General features: G+C 57.7%; 13 protein-coding genes and 1 pseudogene. 4 read left to right on the top strand and 10 right to left on the bottom strand.

Features of this window, described 5'->3' with window-relative positions; genetic code table 11:
• Window positions 1-196: 196 nt before the first annotated feature.
• Window positions 197-2902 carry a preprotein translocase subunit SecA gene (gene secA / locus N1037_00590; GenBank protein UWS79547.1) on the bottom strand — a complete coding sequence of 902 codons (2706 nt, stop codon included), beginning with the start codon at window positions 2900-2902 and terminating at the stop codon, window positions 197-199.
• A 179-nt stretch (window positions 2903-3081) separates the two neighbouring features.
• Between secA and N1037_00595 the strand changes: the two genes are divergently transcribed.
• Genes N1037_00595 through mutT form a run of 3 tightly spaced genes read left to right on the top strand, consistent with a single transcriptional unit; the run spans window position 3082 to window position 5557 of the window.
• Window positions 3082-3933, top strand: a complete 852-nt coding sequence (locus N1037_00595) for a peptidylprolyl isomerase (protein ID UWS79548.1) — start codon at window positions 3082-3084, stop codon at window positions 3931-3933.
• Between the two features lie 2 nt (window positions 3934-3935).
• Window positions 3936-5162 carry a bifunctional glutamate N-acetyltransferase/amino-acid acetyltransferase ArgJ gene (gene argJ, locus N1037_00600; protein ID UWS79549.1) on the top strand — a complete coding sequence of 409 codons (1227 nt, stop codon included), beginning with the start codon at window positions 3936-3938 and terminating at the stop codon, window positions 5160-5162.
• Window positions 5159-5557, top strand: a complete 399-nt coding sequence (mutT, locus tag N1037_00605) for an 8-oxo-dGTP diphosphatase MutT (GenBank protein UWS79550.1) — start codon at window positions 5159-5161, stop codon at window positions 5555-5557. Before argJ ends, mutT begins: the two co-directional genes overlap by 4 nt.
• A gap of 598 nt (window positions 5558-6155) precedes the next feature.
• On the opposite strand, the gene infB is transcribed toward mutT, so the two are convergent.
• From infB to pip, 6 genes are all read right to left on the bottom strand, one after another.
• Window positions 6156-8663: a translation initiation factor IF-2 gene (infB, locus tag N1037_00610; GenBank protein ID UWS79551.1), complete on the bottom strand. Its 2508-nt coding sequence runs from the start codon at window positions 8661-8663 to the stop codon at window positions 6156-6158.
• A gap of 8 nt (window positions 8664-8671) precedes the next feature.
• The gene (locus tag N1037_00615; GenBank protein UWS79552.1) at window positions 8672-9292 is read right to left on the bottom strand and encodes an RNA-binding protein; all 621 of its coding nucleotides are present in this window, start codon (window positions 9290-9292) and stop codon (window positions 8672-8674) included.
• 31 nt (window positions 9293-9323) lie between these two features.
• Window positions 9324-10949 carry a transcription termination factor NusA gene (nusA, locus tag N1037_00620; GenBank protein UWS79553.1) on the bottom strand — a complete coding sequence of 542 codons (1626 nt, stop codon included), beginning with the start codon at window positions 10947-10949 and terminating at the stop codon, window positions 9324-9326.
• A complete protein-coding gene (gene rimP, locus N1037_00625; GenBank protein UWS79554.1) occupies window positions 10949-11539 on the bottom strand; it encodes a ribosome maturation factor RimP in 591 nt (196 codons plus the stop codon). The genes nusA and rimP overlap by 1 nt, the downstream gene beginning before the upstream one ends.
• 262 nt (window positions 11540-11801) lie before the next feature.
• Entirely contained in the window at window positions 11802-12659 is an 858-nt protein-coding gene (locus N1037_00630) for an ABC transporter substrate-binding protein (GenBank protein UWS79555.1), read from the bottom strand.
• Entirely contained in the window at window positions 12656-13636 is a 981-nt protein-coding gene (pip, locus tag N1037_00635; protein UWS79556.1) for a prolyl aminopeptidase, read from the bottom strand. Before pip ends, N1037_00630 begins: the two co-directional genes overlap by 4 nt.
• Window positions 13637-13686: 50 nt before the next feature.
• Between pip and ubiG the strand changes: the two are divergent.
• Window positions 13687-14432, top strand: a pseudogene (gene ubiG, locus N1037_00640) (bifunctional 2-polyprenyl-6-hydroxyphenol methylase/3-demethylubiquinol 3-O-methyltransferase UbiG).
• Between the two features lie 376 nt (window positions 14433-14808).
• Here the strand turns inward: ubiG and N1037_00645 are convergent.
• From N1037_00645 to grxC, 3 genes are read right to left on the bottom strand one after another with little or no spacing between them, the layout of a single operon-like run.
• Window positions 14809-15249 (bottom strand): MarR family transcriptional regulator, encoded by a 441-nt coding sequence (locus tag N1037_00645; GenBank protein UWS79557.1) that lies wholly within the window; start codon window positions 15247-15249, stop codon window positions 14809-14811.
• Window positions 15249-16079, bottom strand: a complete 831-nt coding sequence (locus N1037_00650; GenBank protein UWS79558.1) for a carbon-nitrogen hydrolase family protein — start codon at window positions 16077-16079, stop codon at window positions 15249-15251. Before N1037_00650 ends, N1037_00645 begins: the two co-directional genes overlap by 1 nt.
• Window positions 16080-16111: 32 nt before the next feature.
• Window positions 16112-16369, bottom strand: a complete 258-nt coding sequence (gene grxC, locus N1037_00655; GenBank protein UWS79559.1) for a glutaredoxin 3 — start codon at window positions 16367-16369, stop codon at window positions 16112-16114.
• Between the last annotated feature and the right edge of the window lie 50 nt (window positions 16370-16419).

Consider the following 16419-nt stretch of genomic DNA (forward strand, 5'->3'; position numbering starts at 1 on the left):
GCCACCCGTTGATATGATTTGGGCATTTACCCTCAGTTTGACCAAATAGGGCGCAGCGATCTGCCACGCCGTTTTGGTGAACTCGGGATTAGAGCTAGCCAAAAAGAATTAACCCCGACCAAAGGCCGGGGCTATTTATGATTAGTTTATGATGTATCACAACGGGCCGTACTGCGGCACGTTTATAAGGACAGGGTCAGGTCAGACGTCCGTGGCAATGTTTGAACTTTTTACCCGATCCGCAGGGACATTTGTCATTGCGCGACGGGTTGCCCCAGGTTGAGGGATCATCCTCAACAAATCCGGGCGCCGCATCCTCTGGGTTGGCTTCTGGCGTTGCAGCAGCCCCACCCAACGCCATTTGCTGCATGGCAGCCTGACGTGCGGCCATTTCAGCCAACATCTTCTGCTGCTCTTCATCGGTCATTGGACGCACCCGGCTCAGCTGCTGGGTCACATCTTCGCGCAGGGAATCGAGCATGGTTTCAAACAGCTGGAAGCTCTCGTTTTTATACTCGTTCAGCGGATCACGCTGTGCGTAGCCGCGGAAGCTCACGACCGAGCGCAAATGTTCCAGCGTCAACAGATGTTCACGCCATTTGGCATCAATGGTCTGCAGCAGCACCTGTTTTTCGATGTTGCGCATGCTTTCCGGACCAAAGGCTGTGGTCTTTTCCTGCATCATCTGGTCAGCGGCTTCGGCCAGGCGTTCCGACATCTGCTCATCGTCGACGCCCTCTTCGGCGGCCCAGTCAGCTACCGGCGCATCCATGCTCAGCTTTTCCAAAACAGCAGCATGCAGGCCCTCAATGTCCCACTGCTCGGCATAGGTTTTGGGCGGCATATAGGTGTCGATCAACTCTTCGATCACTTCATGGCGCATATCGCCGACGATTTCAGACAGGTCTTCGGCTGCCATGATTTCACGACGCTGACCAAAGATCACCTTACGCTGGTCATTCATCACATCGTCAAATTTGAGCACGTTCTTACGCATGTCAAAGTTACGACCCTCGACCTTGGCCTGGGCGCGTTCCAGCGATTTGTTCACCCAGGGGTGAATGATCGCTTCACCTTCCTTCATGCCAAGGCTCGACAGAACCTTATCCAGCCGCTCAGAGCCAAAGATCCGCATCAGATCGTCTTCGAGACTGAGATAGAAACAGGTGCGCCCTGGATCCCCCTGGCGACCAGAACGGCCGCGCAGCTGATTGTCGATCCGGCGGCTTTCGTGACGTTCAGAGGCCATCACACAAAGGCCACCCGCCTCCAGAACCTTTTTCTTTTCTTCGGCGTGCTTAGCTTCTTCCTCAGCCCGCAGAGCGACAGGATCCGCATCCGGGTTGGCCTCAAGCGCCGCCATCACGATCATATCGACATTGCCGCCCAGCTGAATATCAGTCCCCCGGCCCGCCATATTGGTGGCGATGGTCACCGCGTTGAGCCGACCCGCATCCGCAACGATCTGGGCTTCCTGCTCGTGGTGACGGGCGTTCAGCACGTTATGTTTGATGCCCTCTTTCTGCAGCATCATGCTCAGCAGTTCGGACTTCTCGATTGAGGTGGTCCCCAACAACACCGGCTGGCCTTTGGCATGGGCGGTCTTTGTCTCATCCACCATGGCCTGGAACTTTTCAGCCGCCGTGCGGTAGACCCGGTCGTCCTCGTCCACCCGTGCGATGGGTTTGTTTGTCGGCACTTCAACCACGCCCAGACCGTAGATTTCGGCAAATTCCTCGGCTTCGGTCAGGGCTGTGCCGGTCATGCCGGACAGCTTGTCATAAAGGCGGAAGTAGTTCTGGAAGGTGACAGAGGCCAGCGTGGTGTTCTCCGGCTGGATATTGACCTCTTCCTTGGCCTCGATCGCCTGATGCAGCCCCTCAGAAAGACGGCGCCCCGCCATCATCCGTCCGGTGAATTCATCAATCAGCACCACCTCGCCATCGCGCACGATGTAATCCTTGTCCCGCTGGAACAACTTATGTGCCCGCAGAGCCGAATTCACATGGTGCACCACGGTGGTGCTTTCAGGGTCATACAATGAGGCCTCTGCCTCCAGCAGGCCGTGCTCGCGCAGGGTCTGTTCGAGAAAGTCATTGCCTTCCTCGGTGAAGGTTACACCACGGGTTTTTTCATCAATTTCGTAGTGTTCTTCCGACAAAAGAGGGATCATCTTGTCGATGGTAATATAGAGCTCCGAACGATCTTCTGCCGGGCCAGAGATAATCAGCGGTGTCCGCGCTTCGTCGATCAGGATCGAGTCGACCTCATCCACGATGGCAAAGTTGTGCTGCTTTTGGAAAACTTGATCCAGGCTGGGCTTCATGTTGTCGCGCAGATAGTCAAAGCCAAGTTCGTTATTGGTGGCATAGGTGACATCGCAACCATAGGCCGCCATCTTTTCTTCATCAGGCTGCCCCGACCAGATCACACCTGTTGTCATGCCAAGCGCATCAAAGACCTTGCTCATCCATTCGGAGTCACGTTTGGCCAGATATTCGTTCACCGTCACCACATGCACGCCACGTCCGGTCAGCGCATTCAGATAGGCCGGGAGGGTCGCCACAAGGGTTTTCCCCTCGCCGGTCTTCATCTCGGAGATGTTCCCCTGATGCAGGAAGATCCCGCCCATCAGCTGGGTATCAAAGGCCCGCAAGCCCAGGGCCCGGCGTGCACCTTCGCGCGCATTGGCAAAGGCCTCGGGCAACAGCGCATCCAGTGACTCGCCCTCCAGAGCCCGCTTGCGCAGCTCAACGGTTTTGTCTTTGAGACCCTCGTCGCTGAGTTTCTCGAACGTGTCTTCCAGCGCATTGATTTGAGCAACCAATGGCCGTGTCGCCTTGATTTTACGGTCATTCGGTGTCCCGAAAACCTTTTTGGCGAGTGTTCCGATACCCAGCATGTGTTCTCCAACGATCCTCTTGGTGGCCCTGATGTCAGGCAGGCTTGCCCGTCGTGGTCGCAACCCATAAACAATAGTGGAAACGACGGTCCGGCCCCGGGCCTCTTTTGGGATGTAAGGGGCAGGAAAATAAGTGTCAACGCCGCGCCCCTTTGCGGCCCGGGAATAGGAAGAATTCAATGCGTAAAGGTCTCACTTTTTTGCAAGGTACAGCAGTGGCTCTATTTATGGCCCTGCCCCTGCCTGCATTGGCCGCGCCACATGCCAATACCGTGATTGCAACCGTCAACGGCGAAGAGATCACGCTGGGTCACATGATCATGGCCCGCGACAGTCTGCCAGAGCAGTACAAGCAATTGCCGGATGATGTGCTGTATAATGCCATCCTTGATCAGCTGGTGCAGCAAACCGCGCTAAAGCAGGAGCTGCACGGCGGTGTGCCCCAGTATGTACAACTGGCGGTTGAAAACGAACAACGCGCCCTGCTGGCCGCCAATGTCATCGAAACCGTGATGAACTCCGCGAGCAATGAAGAGGCTCTGCGTCAGGCCTATGAGGATAGATACTCGGATGGCGACGGCGGTGACGAATTCAACGCCGCGCATATTCTGGTTGAAACCCAGGAAGACGCGCTAGAGATCAAATCCGAGCTGGATACCGGAGCCGATTTTTCCATCATGGCGAAAGAACGCTCGACCGGACCCTCCGGCCCCAATGGCGGCGATCTGGGCTGGTTTACCAAGGGACGCATGGTGCCCGAATTCGAACAGGCCGTGCTGGAGCTGCGGGCCGGGGAAATCTCTGATCCCGTAGAGACCCAGTTTGGCTGGCACCTGATCCTGCTCAAAGAGCGGCGCAAGACCGCTGCCCCCGCCTTTGAAGAGGTCCGCGAAGCGCTTCAACAGGAACTGCAGAGTGCCGCTGTCGAGGCCCGCGTCAGCGATCTGACCGCTGCAGCAATCATAGAACGTCCTGAAATTGACGATCTCGACCCCGCGATTTTGCGCGATCTGAGCCTGGTAAGGAACTAGTTATGGGCGATAGCCTCCCCCGTTCGCCTTTGGCGCCCTCTTCCTTTCCGCAACTGCCCGTGATTAAAGGCCTGCGTCTTTGCGCTGGGGCCGCCGGGGTGAAATACCAGGGCCGCAACGATGTGATGCTGGCGGTGATGGATCCCGGCACCACGGTTGCCGGCACCTTCACCCGCTCCAAAACCCGTTCGGCGCCGGTACGCGATTGTCAGGCAAAACTTGGCGGTGACAGTTCTGCCGGAGCTGCCATTCTGGTAAATTCTGGCAATTCCAACGCCTTTACCGGCCATTACGGTCAAACCTCGGTGGCAGAGATCTGTGCCGCAGTGGCTGACATCACCGGCCTGCCCGAGGCGCGTATCTTTACCGCCTCCACCGGTGTCATTGGCGAGCCCCTGCCCCATGACCGCATCATCGCCCAGATCAAAGATCTGAACGATGGCCTGGACGCGACGGCGCTGGAAGCCGCTGCAGAGGCGATCATGACCACCGACACCTTTGCAAAGGGGGCCTCGGCCGAGGTGACCATTGGTGGTGAAACCGTATCGATTGCCGGTATCGCCAAAGGCTCCGGTATGATCGCACCGGATATGGCCACCATGCTGGTTTATATCTTCACCGATGCACAGCTGCCGCAAGCCACCCTACAGGCCGAGCTCAGCCGTCTTTGTGACCGCAGTTTCAACTGCATCACTGTGGACAGTGACACCTCCACCTCGGACAGTCTGATGCTCTGTGCTACCGGTGCTTCCGGGGTTGATGTCTCTGACAGTGCTGAATTTTCCCAGGCGCTGGAAGCCGTGATGCTGGACCTGTCGCACCAGGTGGTGCGCGACGGCGAAGGCGCGACCAAATTTGTCGAGATCCAGATCACCGGTGCGGTGTCGGATGCCGAAGCAAAGATCCACGGGCTTTCCATTGCCAACTCACCGCTGGTGAAAACCGCAATTGCCGGCGAAGATCCCAATTGGGGTCGGGTGGTGATGGCCATCGGCAAATCCGGGGCCGAAGCTGACAGAGACCTGCTGTCGATCTCCTTTGGTGATGTTCTGGTGGCCGAAAAGGGCTGGGTTTCCCCCAATTACCGCGAAGAAGACGGCGCTGCCCAGATGACCCGCGATGAGATCACCATCAAGGTGGACCTGGGCCTGGGGGATGGAACCTGCACTGTCTGGACCTGCGATTTGACCCATCAATACATCACCATCAATGCGGATTACCGATCATGAAAACCGTTCTGGTGTCCGCTGTCGCGCTGATTGATATTGAGGGGCGGGTGCTGCTGGCACAGCGCCCCGAGGGCAAATCCATGGCCGGTCTGTGGGAGTTTCCCGGCGGCAAGATCGAAACCGGCGAAACACCCGAAGCAGCCCTGATACGCGAATTGCAGGAGGAACTGGGCATCGACACCTGGTCTTCCTGCCTGGCACCGCTGACCTTTGCCAGCCACAGCTATGAGACCTTTCACCTGCTGATGCCGCTGTTTGCCTGTCGCAAGTGGGACGGCATTCCACAGGCCCGCGAGGGGCAAACCCTAAAATGGGTCCGTCCGCAGGATTTGCGCAGCTACCCCATGCCTGCCGCAGACATCCCGCTGATCCCCATTTTGCGCGACTGGCTGTAAACTGGCGCTAGAACCCAAAGCAAACAGGGCCTCTGCATCATCGCGTGCGGCCCTGTTTATGCGCTCCCTGCAGCCTGTTTTGCACTAAACAGGACCATCATGTGGGCCTTCATGCCAAGCGACCAGAAAATAACCGTTAAATGCCTGAAGTTTTCTAAAAATGATTCGCACCGCGAATCACCAGAAACCTTTTGTTAACTATTTTGTCAGAAATTGGGCAGAACATTAACAAACCCACTCAAAATAGCGTTTATTCAAGGTCAACACAGACGACCAGAGGATCTCAAAACGGCTCTATGTTCTCCCCAGGACGCCAACAAGAGATCCTCGGCAGGTTCATACAGGCAGTACCTATCGTGCAGTGCAGCTATAAGATCCTCAAGGATCATCACTTATCGCGCTGCTCTCGAAAGACCACCACTCACTCACAGAACCGGGGCAGCCATTGGCTGCCCCATCTGCGTTTTGACCTGGTTGCACGGGCGCACCGACATCCACAAAAACGAAGGCAGACAAAAACCAGTCTGCAAAAGAAAAAGCCCCGGCTGAACTGCCAGGGCTTTCTGTGTCTTAACTGATCAGGGATCAATCAAAGCGATTAGTCGAGGTTACGCTCAACTTCTTGACGCTCAAAGATCTCGATAACGTCATCAGCGCGGATATCTTCGTAGTTCTCAAAGGCCATGCCGCATTCCTGACCAGACTGCACTTCAGCAACCTCGTCCTTGAAACGCTTCAGGGTCTTCAGAGTGCCTTCGTGGATAACCACGTTGTCACGCAGCAGACGCACACCAGCAGACCGGCGAGCAACGCCTTCGGTAACCAGACAGCCGGCGACCTTGCCAACGTTGGAGACCTTAAAGACATCTTTGATCTGCGCGTAACCAATAAAGGTCTCTTTGATCTCGGCGCTGAGCAGACCAGAAGCGGCCTTTTTCACGTCGTCGACCAGATCGTAGATCACCGAATAATAGCGGATCTCAACGCCTTTTTGGTTGGCAGTGTTCCGCGCCGAGGTATTGGCCCGAACGTTAAAGCCCATGACAGGGGCGCCGGAGGCTTCGGCCAGGGCGATATCCGTCTCGGTGATGGCGCCAACGCCAGAGTGCAGAACCCGTACGCGAACTTCCTCGTTGCCGATCTTGTCCATCGCCTGAACGATGGCTTCGGCAGAGCCCTGCACGTCAGCTTTGACCAGAATGGGCAGCTCAGAGACGGTTTCGTCGTCCTTGGCCTTCTGCATCAACTGTTCCAGGGTTGTCGCAGCACCAGCAGCAGCGCGCTGGTCCTTGGCAGCCTGGGCGCGGTATTCAGCGATCTCACGGGCCTGTGCCTCGGTGTCGGTCACGTTCAACACGTCACCCGCTTCGGGTGTCCCATTGAGACCCAGAACCTCGACAGGAACCGAAGGACCGGCTTCCTGCACCCGCTCACCCTTGTCGTTGATCAGAGCACGGACCTTACCGTATTGCTCACCCACAACAAAGATATCACCCTGGCGCAGAGTACCGTTCTGAACCAGAACAGTGGCGACTGGGCCGCGGCCCACGTCCAGCTGAGCCTCGATCACGGCACCCTGGGCGGCACGATCGGGGTTGGCTTTCAGTTCCAGAATTTCGGACTGCAGCGCGATGGCTTCCAGAAGTTGATCCAGGCCCTGTCCCGTATGGGCAGACACCTCAACGTCCTGAACATCACCGGACATGGCTTCAACGATGACTTCGTGCTGCAACAAGTCTGTGCGCACCTTCATCGGATCCGCAGCGGGCTTGTCACATTTGTTGATCGCAACAATCATCGGTACTTCGGCTGCCTTGGCATGCGCAATAGCTTCGATGGTCTGCGGCATCACCGCGTCATCTGCAGCCACAACCAGAACCACGATATCCGTAACCTGCGCGCCGCGCGACCGCATCGAGGTAAAGGCAGCGTGACCCGGCGTATCAAGGAAGCTCAGCACGGTGCCGCTTTCGGTGGTGACCTGATAGGCACCGATGTGCTGGGTGATGCCACCGGCCTCACCGGCCACAACGCGGGCGTTGCGGATGGCGTCTAGGATCGAGGTTTTACCGTGGTCAACGTGACCCATGATGGTGATCACAGGAGGACGCGACTTCAGGTCTTCTTCTTTATCTTTCACTTCGTTGATCACATCTTCGACGTCAGACGCCGAAACGCGGACAACCTTGTGGCCGAATTCTTCGATGATCAATTCCGCTGTATCGGCGTCGATGGTCTGGTTCTGTGTGACCATCATACCCATCTGCATCAGCGATTTCACAACCGCACCAACACGTTCTGACATCCGGTTTGCCAACTCAGAAACCAGGATCGCCTCGGGCAGCTGCACTTCGCGCAAAACCTTTTCGCGCTCGACCGTGCCACCCATCGCTTTTTGACGGGCGCGCTCTTGCTTACGCTTCATCGAGGCCATGGACCGGTGACGGTTGCCCGCCCCCCCTGTGGCCTGACCCAGTGTCAGCTTGCCGGAACGACGGTTGTCGTCGCCAGTACGCGCCTTGGCGCTGCGTCCACGCTCTTCACGTTCACGATCAGATTTGCGCGGTGTCTGCGCAGGCGCTGGCTTTGAGGCAGGGTTGTTGCGTGGCGCGGCGGCGCCAGCCCCAGCCGCAGGGGCTGCGGCCTTGGCTGCGGGCTCGGCAGAGCGTTTTGCAGCTTCTGCAGCCTCGCGCTTTTTGCGCTCTTCTTCTTCGGCCTTTTGACGGGCCTTTTCTTCCGCTTCGCGCTGTTCGCGTTCCTTGGCCTCAGCCTCGGCACGGCGACGGGCGCGTTCTTCCTCGCGGGCTTTTTCTTCCGCTTCGCGCTTGGCCGCGTCTTCAACTTCGCGGGCCTTTGCAGCCTGCAACGCCTTCAGGCGGCGGCTCATCTCTGCATCGGTAATCCCGGCAGGCCGACGCGAACCGTCGGTTGCAGGCGCGGCATTGCCGCCCTTGTTGCCACCCGGCTTGGGCACCACAACGCGTTTGCGTTTGGTTTCCACCACGACATTCTTGGTCCGCCCGTGGCTAAAGCTCTGTTTTACATTCCCAGGCCGGGAACCGCCGCCACGCAGACCCAAGGTCTTTTTGCCGTCACTATCGCTCATAAAGCTCTTTATCCTTCTGTGCGGCCGCTGCCGCCCACCATTTCACGCAAACCCTGCAACCGTTGCGCCTCGTCTACAACACGTTTGCTGAGTCCACCAGAGGCGAGCGCCGCATGTATCATAGTTTGACGCCCAAATGCCATCCCCAGCTCATCCGCAGTGAGACATCCAATGAAACTTCCCCGATGCGGGGTACTCAATTTCGATTTGCCGCGCCCTGATCCATCACTTGCCTGAATCAGAACTGTGGCATGCTCTTTACCTAGCCAATCCTTGACTTTTTCATATCCACCAACAGCCTGGCCAGATTTACGCGCCAGGCTCAGCAGATCAACCAACCGGCGTAGCGTCTGGCGCTCCACCTCATCTGCCAGACTATCCGGCAGCGTCACCGGAGCCTTGAATCCACGAGCAAAGAGTTTCTTCTTTACCGCCAGATCCAGCGCTTCGCGACTGGCTGTCACATAAACCCCACGTCCCGGCAGCTTGCCAAAGACATCGGGCACCACCTGAGACTCAGGCCCCATCACAAACCGAATCAGACCCTGCTTTGGCTGAGTCTCACCGGTCGCAATACATTTGCGTTCCGGACCATCGTCGTGATTTTTACTGGCGCCTGCGCGACCCATGCTGTCTCTCTCCTATCCGGAAACCCGAGGCTTACGCCTCGGCTTCCTCTTCGTCACCTTCGACGAGATCTTCTGCACCATCCTCGGCACCGATCAGATCATCAGGATCCACCCAGCCCAGCATGACACGCGCGGTCATGACCAGGTCCTGTGCCTCTTCCAGGCTCATGCCAAAGGGCTCCAGAATGCCGTCATCCTTGATCCGCTCACCGTTGTCGTTGGTCCAGCCACCGGCAAGTTCCCAATCGGCACAGGTTGCAAAATCTTCCAGCGTCTTGATGTCGTCCTTGGCCAGGGCTTCGATCATGACCGGGGTCAGACCATCAAACTGGATCAGGCTGTCCTCGGCGCCCAGCGCGCGGGCCGCATCAATTGCTGCTTTTGCCTTGGCTTCCAAGTAGTCGCGGGCACGGGCCTGCAATTCCTCGGCGGTGCCTTCGTCAACACCGTCAATAACCGTCAGCTCGTCGAGCTCAACATAGGCAACTTCTTCCAGGTTGGTGAACCCTTCGGAAACCAGCAGCTGAGCAAAGAATTCGTCCAGATCCAGCGTTTCCATGAACAGGCCAGTGCGCGCTTCGAATTCCTTCTGGCGGCGGGCCGATTCTTCTTCTTCGGTCATGATGTCGATATCAAGCCCGGTCAGCTGCGAAGCCAGACGCACGTTCTGACCCCGGCGACCGATCGCCAGGCTCAGCTGCTCTTCGGGCACCACAACTTCGATCTTGCCGGCTTCTTCGTCCAGAACAACCTTGGAGACCTCGGCAGGCTGCAGCGCGTTCACCAGGAAGGTGGGCTGATCATCATTCCATGGAATGATGTCGATCTTCTCACCCTGCAGTTCGTTGACAACAGCCTGAACCCGGCTGCCGCGCATACCCACACAGGCACCAACCGGATCAATCGAACCATCGTTAGAGATCACAGCGATTTTTGCGCGCGAACCGGGATCCCGGGCTACAGCTTTGATCTGGATAATGCCGTCATAGATTTCCGGAACTTCCATCTTAAACAATTCGGCCATGAATTCTGGCGCGGTCCGGCTCAGGAAGATCTGCGGGCCACGGGGCTCGCGGCGCACGTCCTTAATGTAGCAGCGGATACGGTCATTGGGGCGATAGCTCTCGCGGCCAATTTTCTCGTTGCGACGCAGGATGCCTTCGCCCGCGCCCACATCGACGATAACATTGCCGTATTCTTCGCGTTTGACCAGCGCATTGATAATGGTGCCGGCACGATCCTGGAATTCTTCGAACTGGCGGTCCCGCTCTGCTTCGCGCACCCGCTGCAGAATAACCTGCTTGGCCGATTGCGCCGCGATGCGGCCCATTTCCACTGGGGGAACTTCTTCTACGAAGGTATCCCCGACTTTGGGATCTTCCATATACTGTTTGGCCTGCTCGACGGTGAATTCAGCCTGGTAGTTTTCCAGCGCCTCATCCTCAACAACCGAGCGCACACGGGTAAAGGTCGCCTTGCCGGTCTTGCGGTCGATCGACACGCGGATATCCATCTCGCTGCCGTAGCGGCTCTTGGCGGCACGGGCGAGGCTCTCTTCCATCGCGTCAACCACCAAACCGGGGTCGATCATCTTTTCGCGTGCCACAGCTTCGGCAGTTTGCAACAGCTCTAGCTGGTTTGCAGAGGTGATAGCCATTACTTGTTCTCCTCTTCGGACCCTTCGGCCTCGATCTCGTCGAATGCGTCTTCGTTTAATGTGCCGGCAGCTTTGCGCTGACGCAGCATTTCCGTGATCAGATCATCGGTCAGAACCAGTTTGGCATCCGAGAGCCAATCAAATTTCAGACCAATGGTAACAGTCTTGCCCTGATCTTCGATGTTGATCAGGACCTCATCCCCTTCGGTGCCCGCCAGCTCACCCTTAAAGCGGCGGCGCCCACCAACCAGCTCATCGGTTTCCAGCTTGGCCTCGTAGCCTTCAAACATATCAAAGTCTTTCAGCCGGGTCAGCGGCCGATCGATGCCGGGGCTGGAGACCTCCAGCGTATAGGTATCAAGGATCGGATCCTCAACATCCAGCGTGGCGCTCACCGCGCTGGAAACGATAGCACAGTCATCCACCTCGATGCCGCCTTCAGGCTTGTCAGCCATGATTTGCAGCGTCGTGGTTTTGCCGGACATCAGGCGAATGCGCACCAGCTCGTAGCCGAGATCCTCGATCACAGGGACAAGGATTTCGGCCAGGCGGCGGTCAATCGCGGCTTTGGCAATCAGGTCGTTGGTCATTAAGCTTCCCACAATCGGGTTGGCCACAATCAGGTTGGGCGGTGGATTCAGCATCCCGAAGGACACAAAAAAACGGGCGCGCGGCCCGTTGAACTAATCCGGAGGTGTCTTGAACCAGAGCTCAACACGCCGCTGTTGAAAAGCCATATACGCCCCTTGTTACGAATCTGCAAGCCTTCTGTTGCCAAGGCCAGGGTTGCAGCGGGTCAGCCCAAAACCAGGCCTCTTTCAGCGGCCCTGCCAAGCGCAACGGCAGCTCAGGTCACAGCCGCCACCAGCGTTCGGCGATACGGCCATCGTCCAGCGCGGATTGCTGCCCCACCACGCGGGGAATGCCCACATCTGATCGGGTCGCCAAGGCCATGTCCTCAGCCGAAGGGTGATAGAGAAAGCCACCGCGTTTCAACAATTCGGCTGGCTGCGGCAGGGCTGCCACATCGACAAAGCCATCGCGCAGGGCCTCAGCCCGGACAGCGGCGTCGGGAATGACAATCACCTCCAGGCTATCAACCCAACCGGCCTGACCGTCCTTGTAGTGCCCCGCCACCTTGGTGGCGCGAAAATGCCGCCCGTCCTGGGCGCGTTCAACCTGGTAACAGCCGCTGCCCACCAATTGTGCCAGGGGCACATCGACCGCCCCCTGTGGCGCGATCACATGGTCCGGGCCTGCCAACAGATAGGGCAGATGCGGATTGGGCTGGGCCAGTTGAATTTCAACCCGGTACAGATCCAGCGCGGTCACCGACATCTGGTCAACCATCTGGTCAGCCCCCGCTACAGAACGCCCCTGCAGCGAAGCCACAACATCTGCAGCCTGCAGCGGCGTGCCATCGTGAAACGACACATCCTGGCGCAGATCAAACCGCCAGACCTGTGCGGCGTCACGGCTTTCCCAGGCGGAGGCCAGTTCCGCCCGCAGCAGCCCATCCGGGGCAATCTCGGTCAAACAATCCAGCACCGCCCCACGGGCCACCAGATCCAGCAGGCCGCTTTCCCGCGGCAAGGCCAGACGTAATGCGCCGCCTGCCCGCGGTGAGGCCGCAAGCGAGGTGCCAGTCGCCGCCAGCAAAGCGGCAGCGGCACCAGAGGTAAAAAGGGCGCGGCGGTCGATACGGGTCAAGGCAGCAGTTCCTCGGCAATGCGGTCCATGGCCAGCACCAGCTCTGCGCTGATTCCCGGCTCTGACAAAGCATGCCCTGCATTGCGCACCATGATCAATTCCGCATTTGGCCACAGCTCATTCAGTTTCCAGGCCGACACAGGCGGGCAGATCATATCATAGCGCCCCTGCACAATGGTGCCGGGAATATGTGAAATGCGGCCCATATTGGCCAGGATTTGCCCATCAAAATCGAGAAAACCGCGATGGGTGAAATAATGATTCTCCAGCCGGGCAAAGGCACGGGCATAGTCGCCGGGGCCCTCAATCGAGGTGCCGTTGGAATGGATCGACGCCAGCGCATTTTCCCAGGCCGACCAGCTGCGGCCAAGCCGGACCTCTTCGCTGCGGTTGCCTGAAAACAGCCGTTTGTTATAGGCCGCGATCAAATCACCGCGCTCAGCCTCGGGGATAGGGGCGACAAATTTGGCCCAGGGCTCTGGCCAAAACCGCCCAGCGCCGCCGCCGTAAAACCAGTCCAGCTCGGCAGCGGTCATCAAAAACACCCCGCGCAGTATGATCTGCATCACCCGTTCCGGGTGGGTTTGTGCATAGATCAGCGACAAGGTGGCACCCCAGCTACCGCCAAAGACCAGCCAGGTTTCAATCTGCAGCTGCCTGCGGATCTCCTCCATGTCGGAAACCAAATGCCAGGTGGTGTTATCCTCGCAGGAGGCATGGGGCTGCGACCGTCCACAGCCGCGCTGATCGAACAGGATAATCCGGTAGACCATGGGATCAAAATAGCGCCGCATCGCTGGGCTGCTGCCACCACCAGGGCCGCCATGGCAGACCACCACCGGGATCCCCCGCGGGTTCCCCGATTGCTCCACATACACTTTGTGGCCCTGTCCTACCTCCAGCATCCGCTGGTCAAAAGTATCAACCGGAGGATAAAGATAATGCACTGCGCGCTTTTGATCCGAGAATTTGTCCATTACTGACCTAGATGACATCATAGCGTACAAAAGAACATACGGAGACAGGAATGCAAGCGCCTCAATCCACGGTCGACCCGGCAGAAATCGCAAAGTTTGAGGCGATGGCAGCCGAATGGTGGGATCCCAATGGCAAATTCAAGCCGTTGCACATGCTGAACCCCTGCCGTCTGGACTATATCACCAGCCAGATTGCCGGAGAATTTGACCGCGATCTGACTCAGCCAGAACCGTTCAAAGGGCTGCGCCTGCTGGATATTGGCTGCGGCGGCGGCCTGCTGTGTGAACCCATGGCGCGTCTTGGCGCCGAGGTCACCGGCGCCGATGCGGCAGCGGGCAATCTGCCGGTGGCGCGACTGCATGCGGAACAGACCGGCCTCACCATCGACTATCGCCATACCACCGCCGAAGACATGGCCGCCGCAGGGGAACAGTTTGATGTGGTTTTGAACATGGAGGTGGTCGAGCATGTGGCAGACCCTCTGAGCTATCTCACCGCCACCCGTCAGCTGCTGAAACCCGGCGGGTTGGAGATCTGTTCAACCATCAACCGCAATCCCAAAAGCTATGCCATGGCCATTTTTGGCGCTGAGGTGGTGATGCGTTGGCTGCCGCGTGGCACCCATGAATGGCATAAATTCATCACCCCGGACGAGCTGGTGGAGCTGCTGCAAAAGGCCGGGCTGACACCGGTAGACCGCAGGGATTTGTGTTTAATCCGATAAGCTGGAAATGGTCGATCTCGGATCGGGACCTGTCGGTCAACTATGTTACCGCCAGCATAAAAGAGCGCTAAGGCGCAGAACCCCTCCCCCGGGACACCTTGATGATGCGACCCACCTATCCTTTTGGATAGGTGAGTCGTAATCTTTTGCCACCTTTGGAAATCGGCTCAAAACAAATAAGGTAATTATGACTTACCTTTTAGGGCTTGTTCTTTTATGGCCCGTTTCAAAGTCCGTTTCACAGCGCTCAGTCTGGCCAGCATATGGCCACCAGACCGAAGCGCCCAGTTGAACCCATATGCCAAAGCGCATTATTGCTTTGGTTCTGCCACCACTCACATCTCGACAGTGGGTTCAGTTGGACACAAAGGGATGCCTGACCCAAACTGACATAGTTTGGCACTGGCATCCCTTTTTCAATTTGCAGTCCAAATTGTCGGAAAAGAATTAGGCTGTGGATTCCAGTTTTGCCCGCAGCTCACGCAGAATCGGCAGCGTCGCGCGGACACGGTCGCCACCAAGATCATTCACCACCTCGGAAATCAGCGGCACAATGCTGGCCAGGGCTGCGTCACGAGCCTGTCGCCCTGCTGGGCTGATCGCCACCATCTTGCGCCGGGCATCATCCCAATCCGGGCGGATATGGATATAGCCCGCCACTTCCAGCTTGTTCAGCGTATTGGTCATGGCGCCGCGCGTGACGTGAAAGGCCTTGGCCAATTGCGCCGGAGAACGTTCGACCCCGGTGCGAGTCAGGTGATTGAGAACAGAGAAATGCGACAGTTCCATTCCCTTGGGTAAGGCTTTGCTAAGACGCGAACGCGCCAGCTGGTCCGCCATCAAGATCTCGCTAAACAGCGAGACCGCCAGGGAATGGGATTCTTCCATCAGGGTCCGTTAAACTCTCGATCATGGGTCAGCGCAGGGACACGCCTGCGTGCTTCTGCCACTTTTCCCATATCAAGATCAACGTAACTTATCCCCGCAGCCCTGCCCGCATCCGACAGAATTTCACCCCAGGGGGCAACCACTAAGGAATGGCCGTAGGTTTTTCGCACTGCGCCCCTGCTGGTTTTATGGGTCCCCGTCTGCGCTGCGGCCAGCACGTAACACCCGGTCTCAATCGCGCGGGCCTGCAGCAATGCGTGCCAATGGGCCGCACCTGTAACCGGCGAAAAGGCCGCCGGGGCGATTAGAATTTCAGCTCCTGCCTGGGCCAGGGCCCGGTGCAGATGTGGAAAGCGCAGATCATAACAGATGGTCAGCCCCAAACTACCAAAGGGGGTCTTGGCCACAACAGCGCGGTTGCCTGGCCGGTAGCCATCGGATTCCCGAAAGGTCTCTTCCGGGGTGACCTCGACATCAAACATATGGATCTTGTCATAGCGCGCGGTGATCTCCCCCTGTGGGGAAATCAAAAACTGCCGATTGGCAAAGCGGCCATCGCCGTCATGGGTTTTGACCCCAAATGAGCCCAGCGACAGCCAGATGTTATGGTCAGCGGCACTGGCACACAGGGCAGCAAGCGTCGGGTCGTCTTCTTCAAGACACAGAACCTCTTGCTGATGCGCCCGGCTTAGGGAAACGCAATTGCTCACCTCTGGGGTGAGAACAAACCCGGCGCCGTTTTCAACCGCCTCAGCGATCAGACGCTGAAGCAGGTCAAGGTTTTCACTGGGAGAGTCGCTCGATGTGATCTGCAACAGGGCGGCGCGCATCAGGGGTCCCTTCCGGTACTATTATCTAGGGTTCAGGCGGCGAGCAGTGGATCCAGCTTGCCTGCTTGCTCCAGCGCATAGAGCTCATCACAGCCGCCCACATGGGTATCGCCAATAAAGATCTGCGGCACGGTATAGCCGCCATTGGCGCGCTGGATCATCTCCTGCTTACGGCTCGGGTTGGTCAACACGTTGACCTCGGAAAATTCCACGCCTTTCTGGTTCAGCAGGCGTTTGGCCGCGTGGCAAAAACCACAAAGTGGCGAGGTGTAGATTTCGACCGATTTCATGCGGGTCTCCATTTGTCAGGTTGTCTTGGTTCTGAGCCATATGGGCCCGC

Origin of the sequence: Phaeobacter sp. G2 (assembly GCA_025163595.1) — a bacterium.
Lineage (GTDB): Bacteria > Pseudomonadota > Alphaproteobacteria > Rhodobacterales > Rhodobacteraceae > Pseudophaeobacter.

What these genes read in the sequence shown, in the direction of transcription:
- secA (UWS79547.1), bottom strand. Translation starts at nt 2,902, where the DNA reads ATGCTGGGTATCGGAACACTCGCCAAAAAGGTTTTCGGGACACCGAAT.
- N1037_00595 (UWS79548.1), top strand. Translation starts at nt 3,082, where the DNA reads ATGCGTAAAGGTCTCACTTTTTTGCAAGGTACAGCAGTGGCTCTATTT.
- argJ (UWS79549.1), top strand. Translation starts at nt 3,936, where the DNA reads ATGGGCGATAGCCTCCCCCGTTCGCCTTTGGCGCCCTCTTCCTTTCCG.
- mutT (UWS79550.1), top strand. Translation starts at nt 5,159, where the DNA reads ATGAAAACCGTTCTGGTGTCCGCTGTCGCGCTGATTGATATTGAGGGG.
- infB (UWS79551.1), bottom strand. Translation starts at nt 8,663, where the DNA reads ATGAGCGATAGTGACGGCAAAAAGACCTTGGGTCTGCGTGGCGGCGGT.
- N1037_00615 (UWS79552.1), bottom strand. Translation starts at nt 9,292, where the DNA reads ATGGGTCGCGCAGGCGCCAGTAAAAATCACGACGATGGTCCGGAACGC.
- nusA (UWS79553.1), bottom strand. Translation starts at nt 10,949, where the DNA reads ATGGCTATCACCTCTGCAAACCAGCTAGAGCTGTTGCAAACTGCCGAA.
- rimP (UWS79554.1), bottom strand. Translation starts at nt 11,539, where the DNA reads ATGACCAACGACCTGATTGCCAAAGCCGCGATTGACCGCCGCCTGGCC.
- pip (UWS79556.1), bottom strand. Translation starts at nt 13,636, where the DNA reads ATGGACAAATTCTCGGATCAAAAGCGCGCAGTGCATTATCTTTATCCT.
- N1037_00645 (UWS79557.1), bottom strand. Translation starts at nt 15,249, where the DNA reads ATGGAAGAATCCCATTCCCTGGCGGTCTCGCTGTTTAGCGAGATCTTG.
- N1037_00650 (UWS79558.1), bottom strand. Translation starts at nt 16,079, where the DNA reads ATGCGCGCCGCCCTGTTGCAGATCACATCGAGCGACTCTCCCAGTGAA.
- grxC (UWS79559.1), bottom strand. Translation starts at nt 16,369, where the DNA reads ATGAAATCGGTCGAAATCTACACCTCGCCACTTTGTGGTTTTTGCCAC.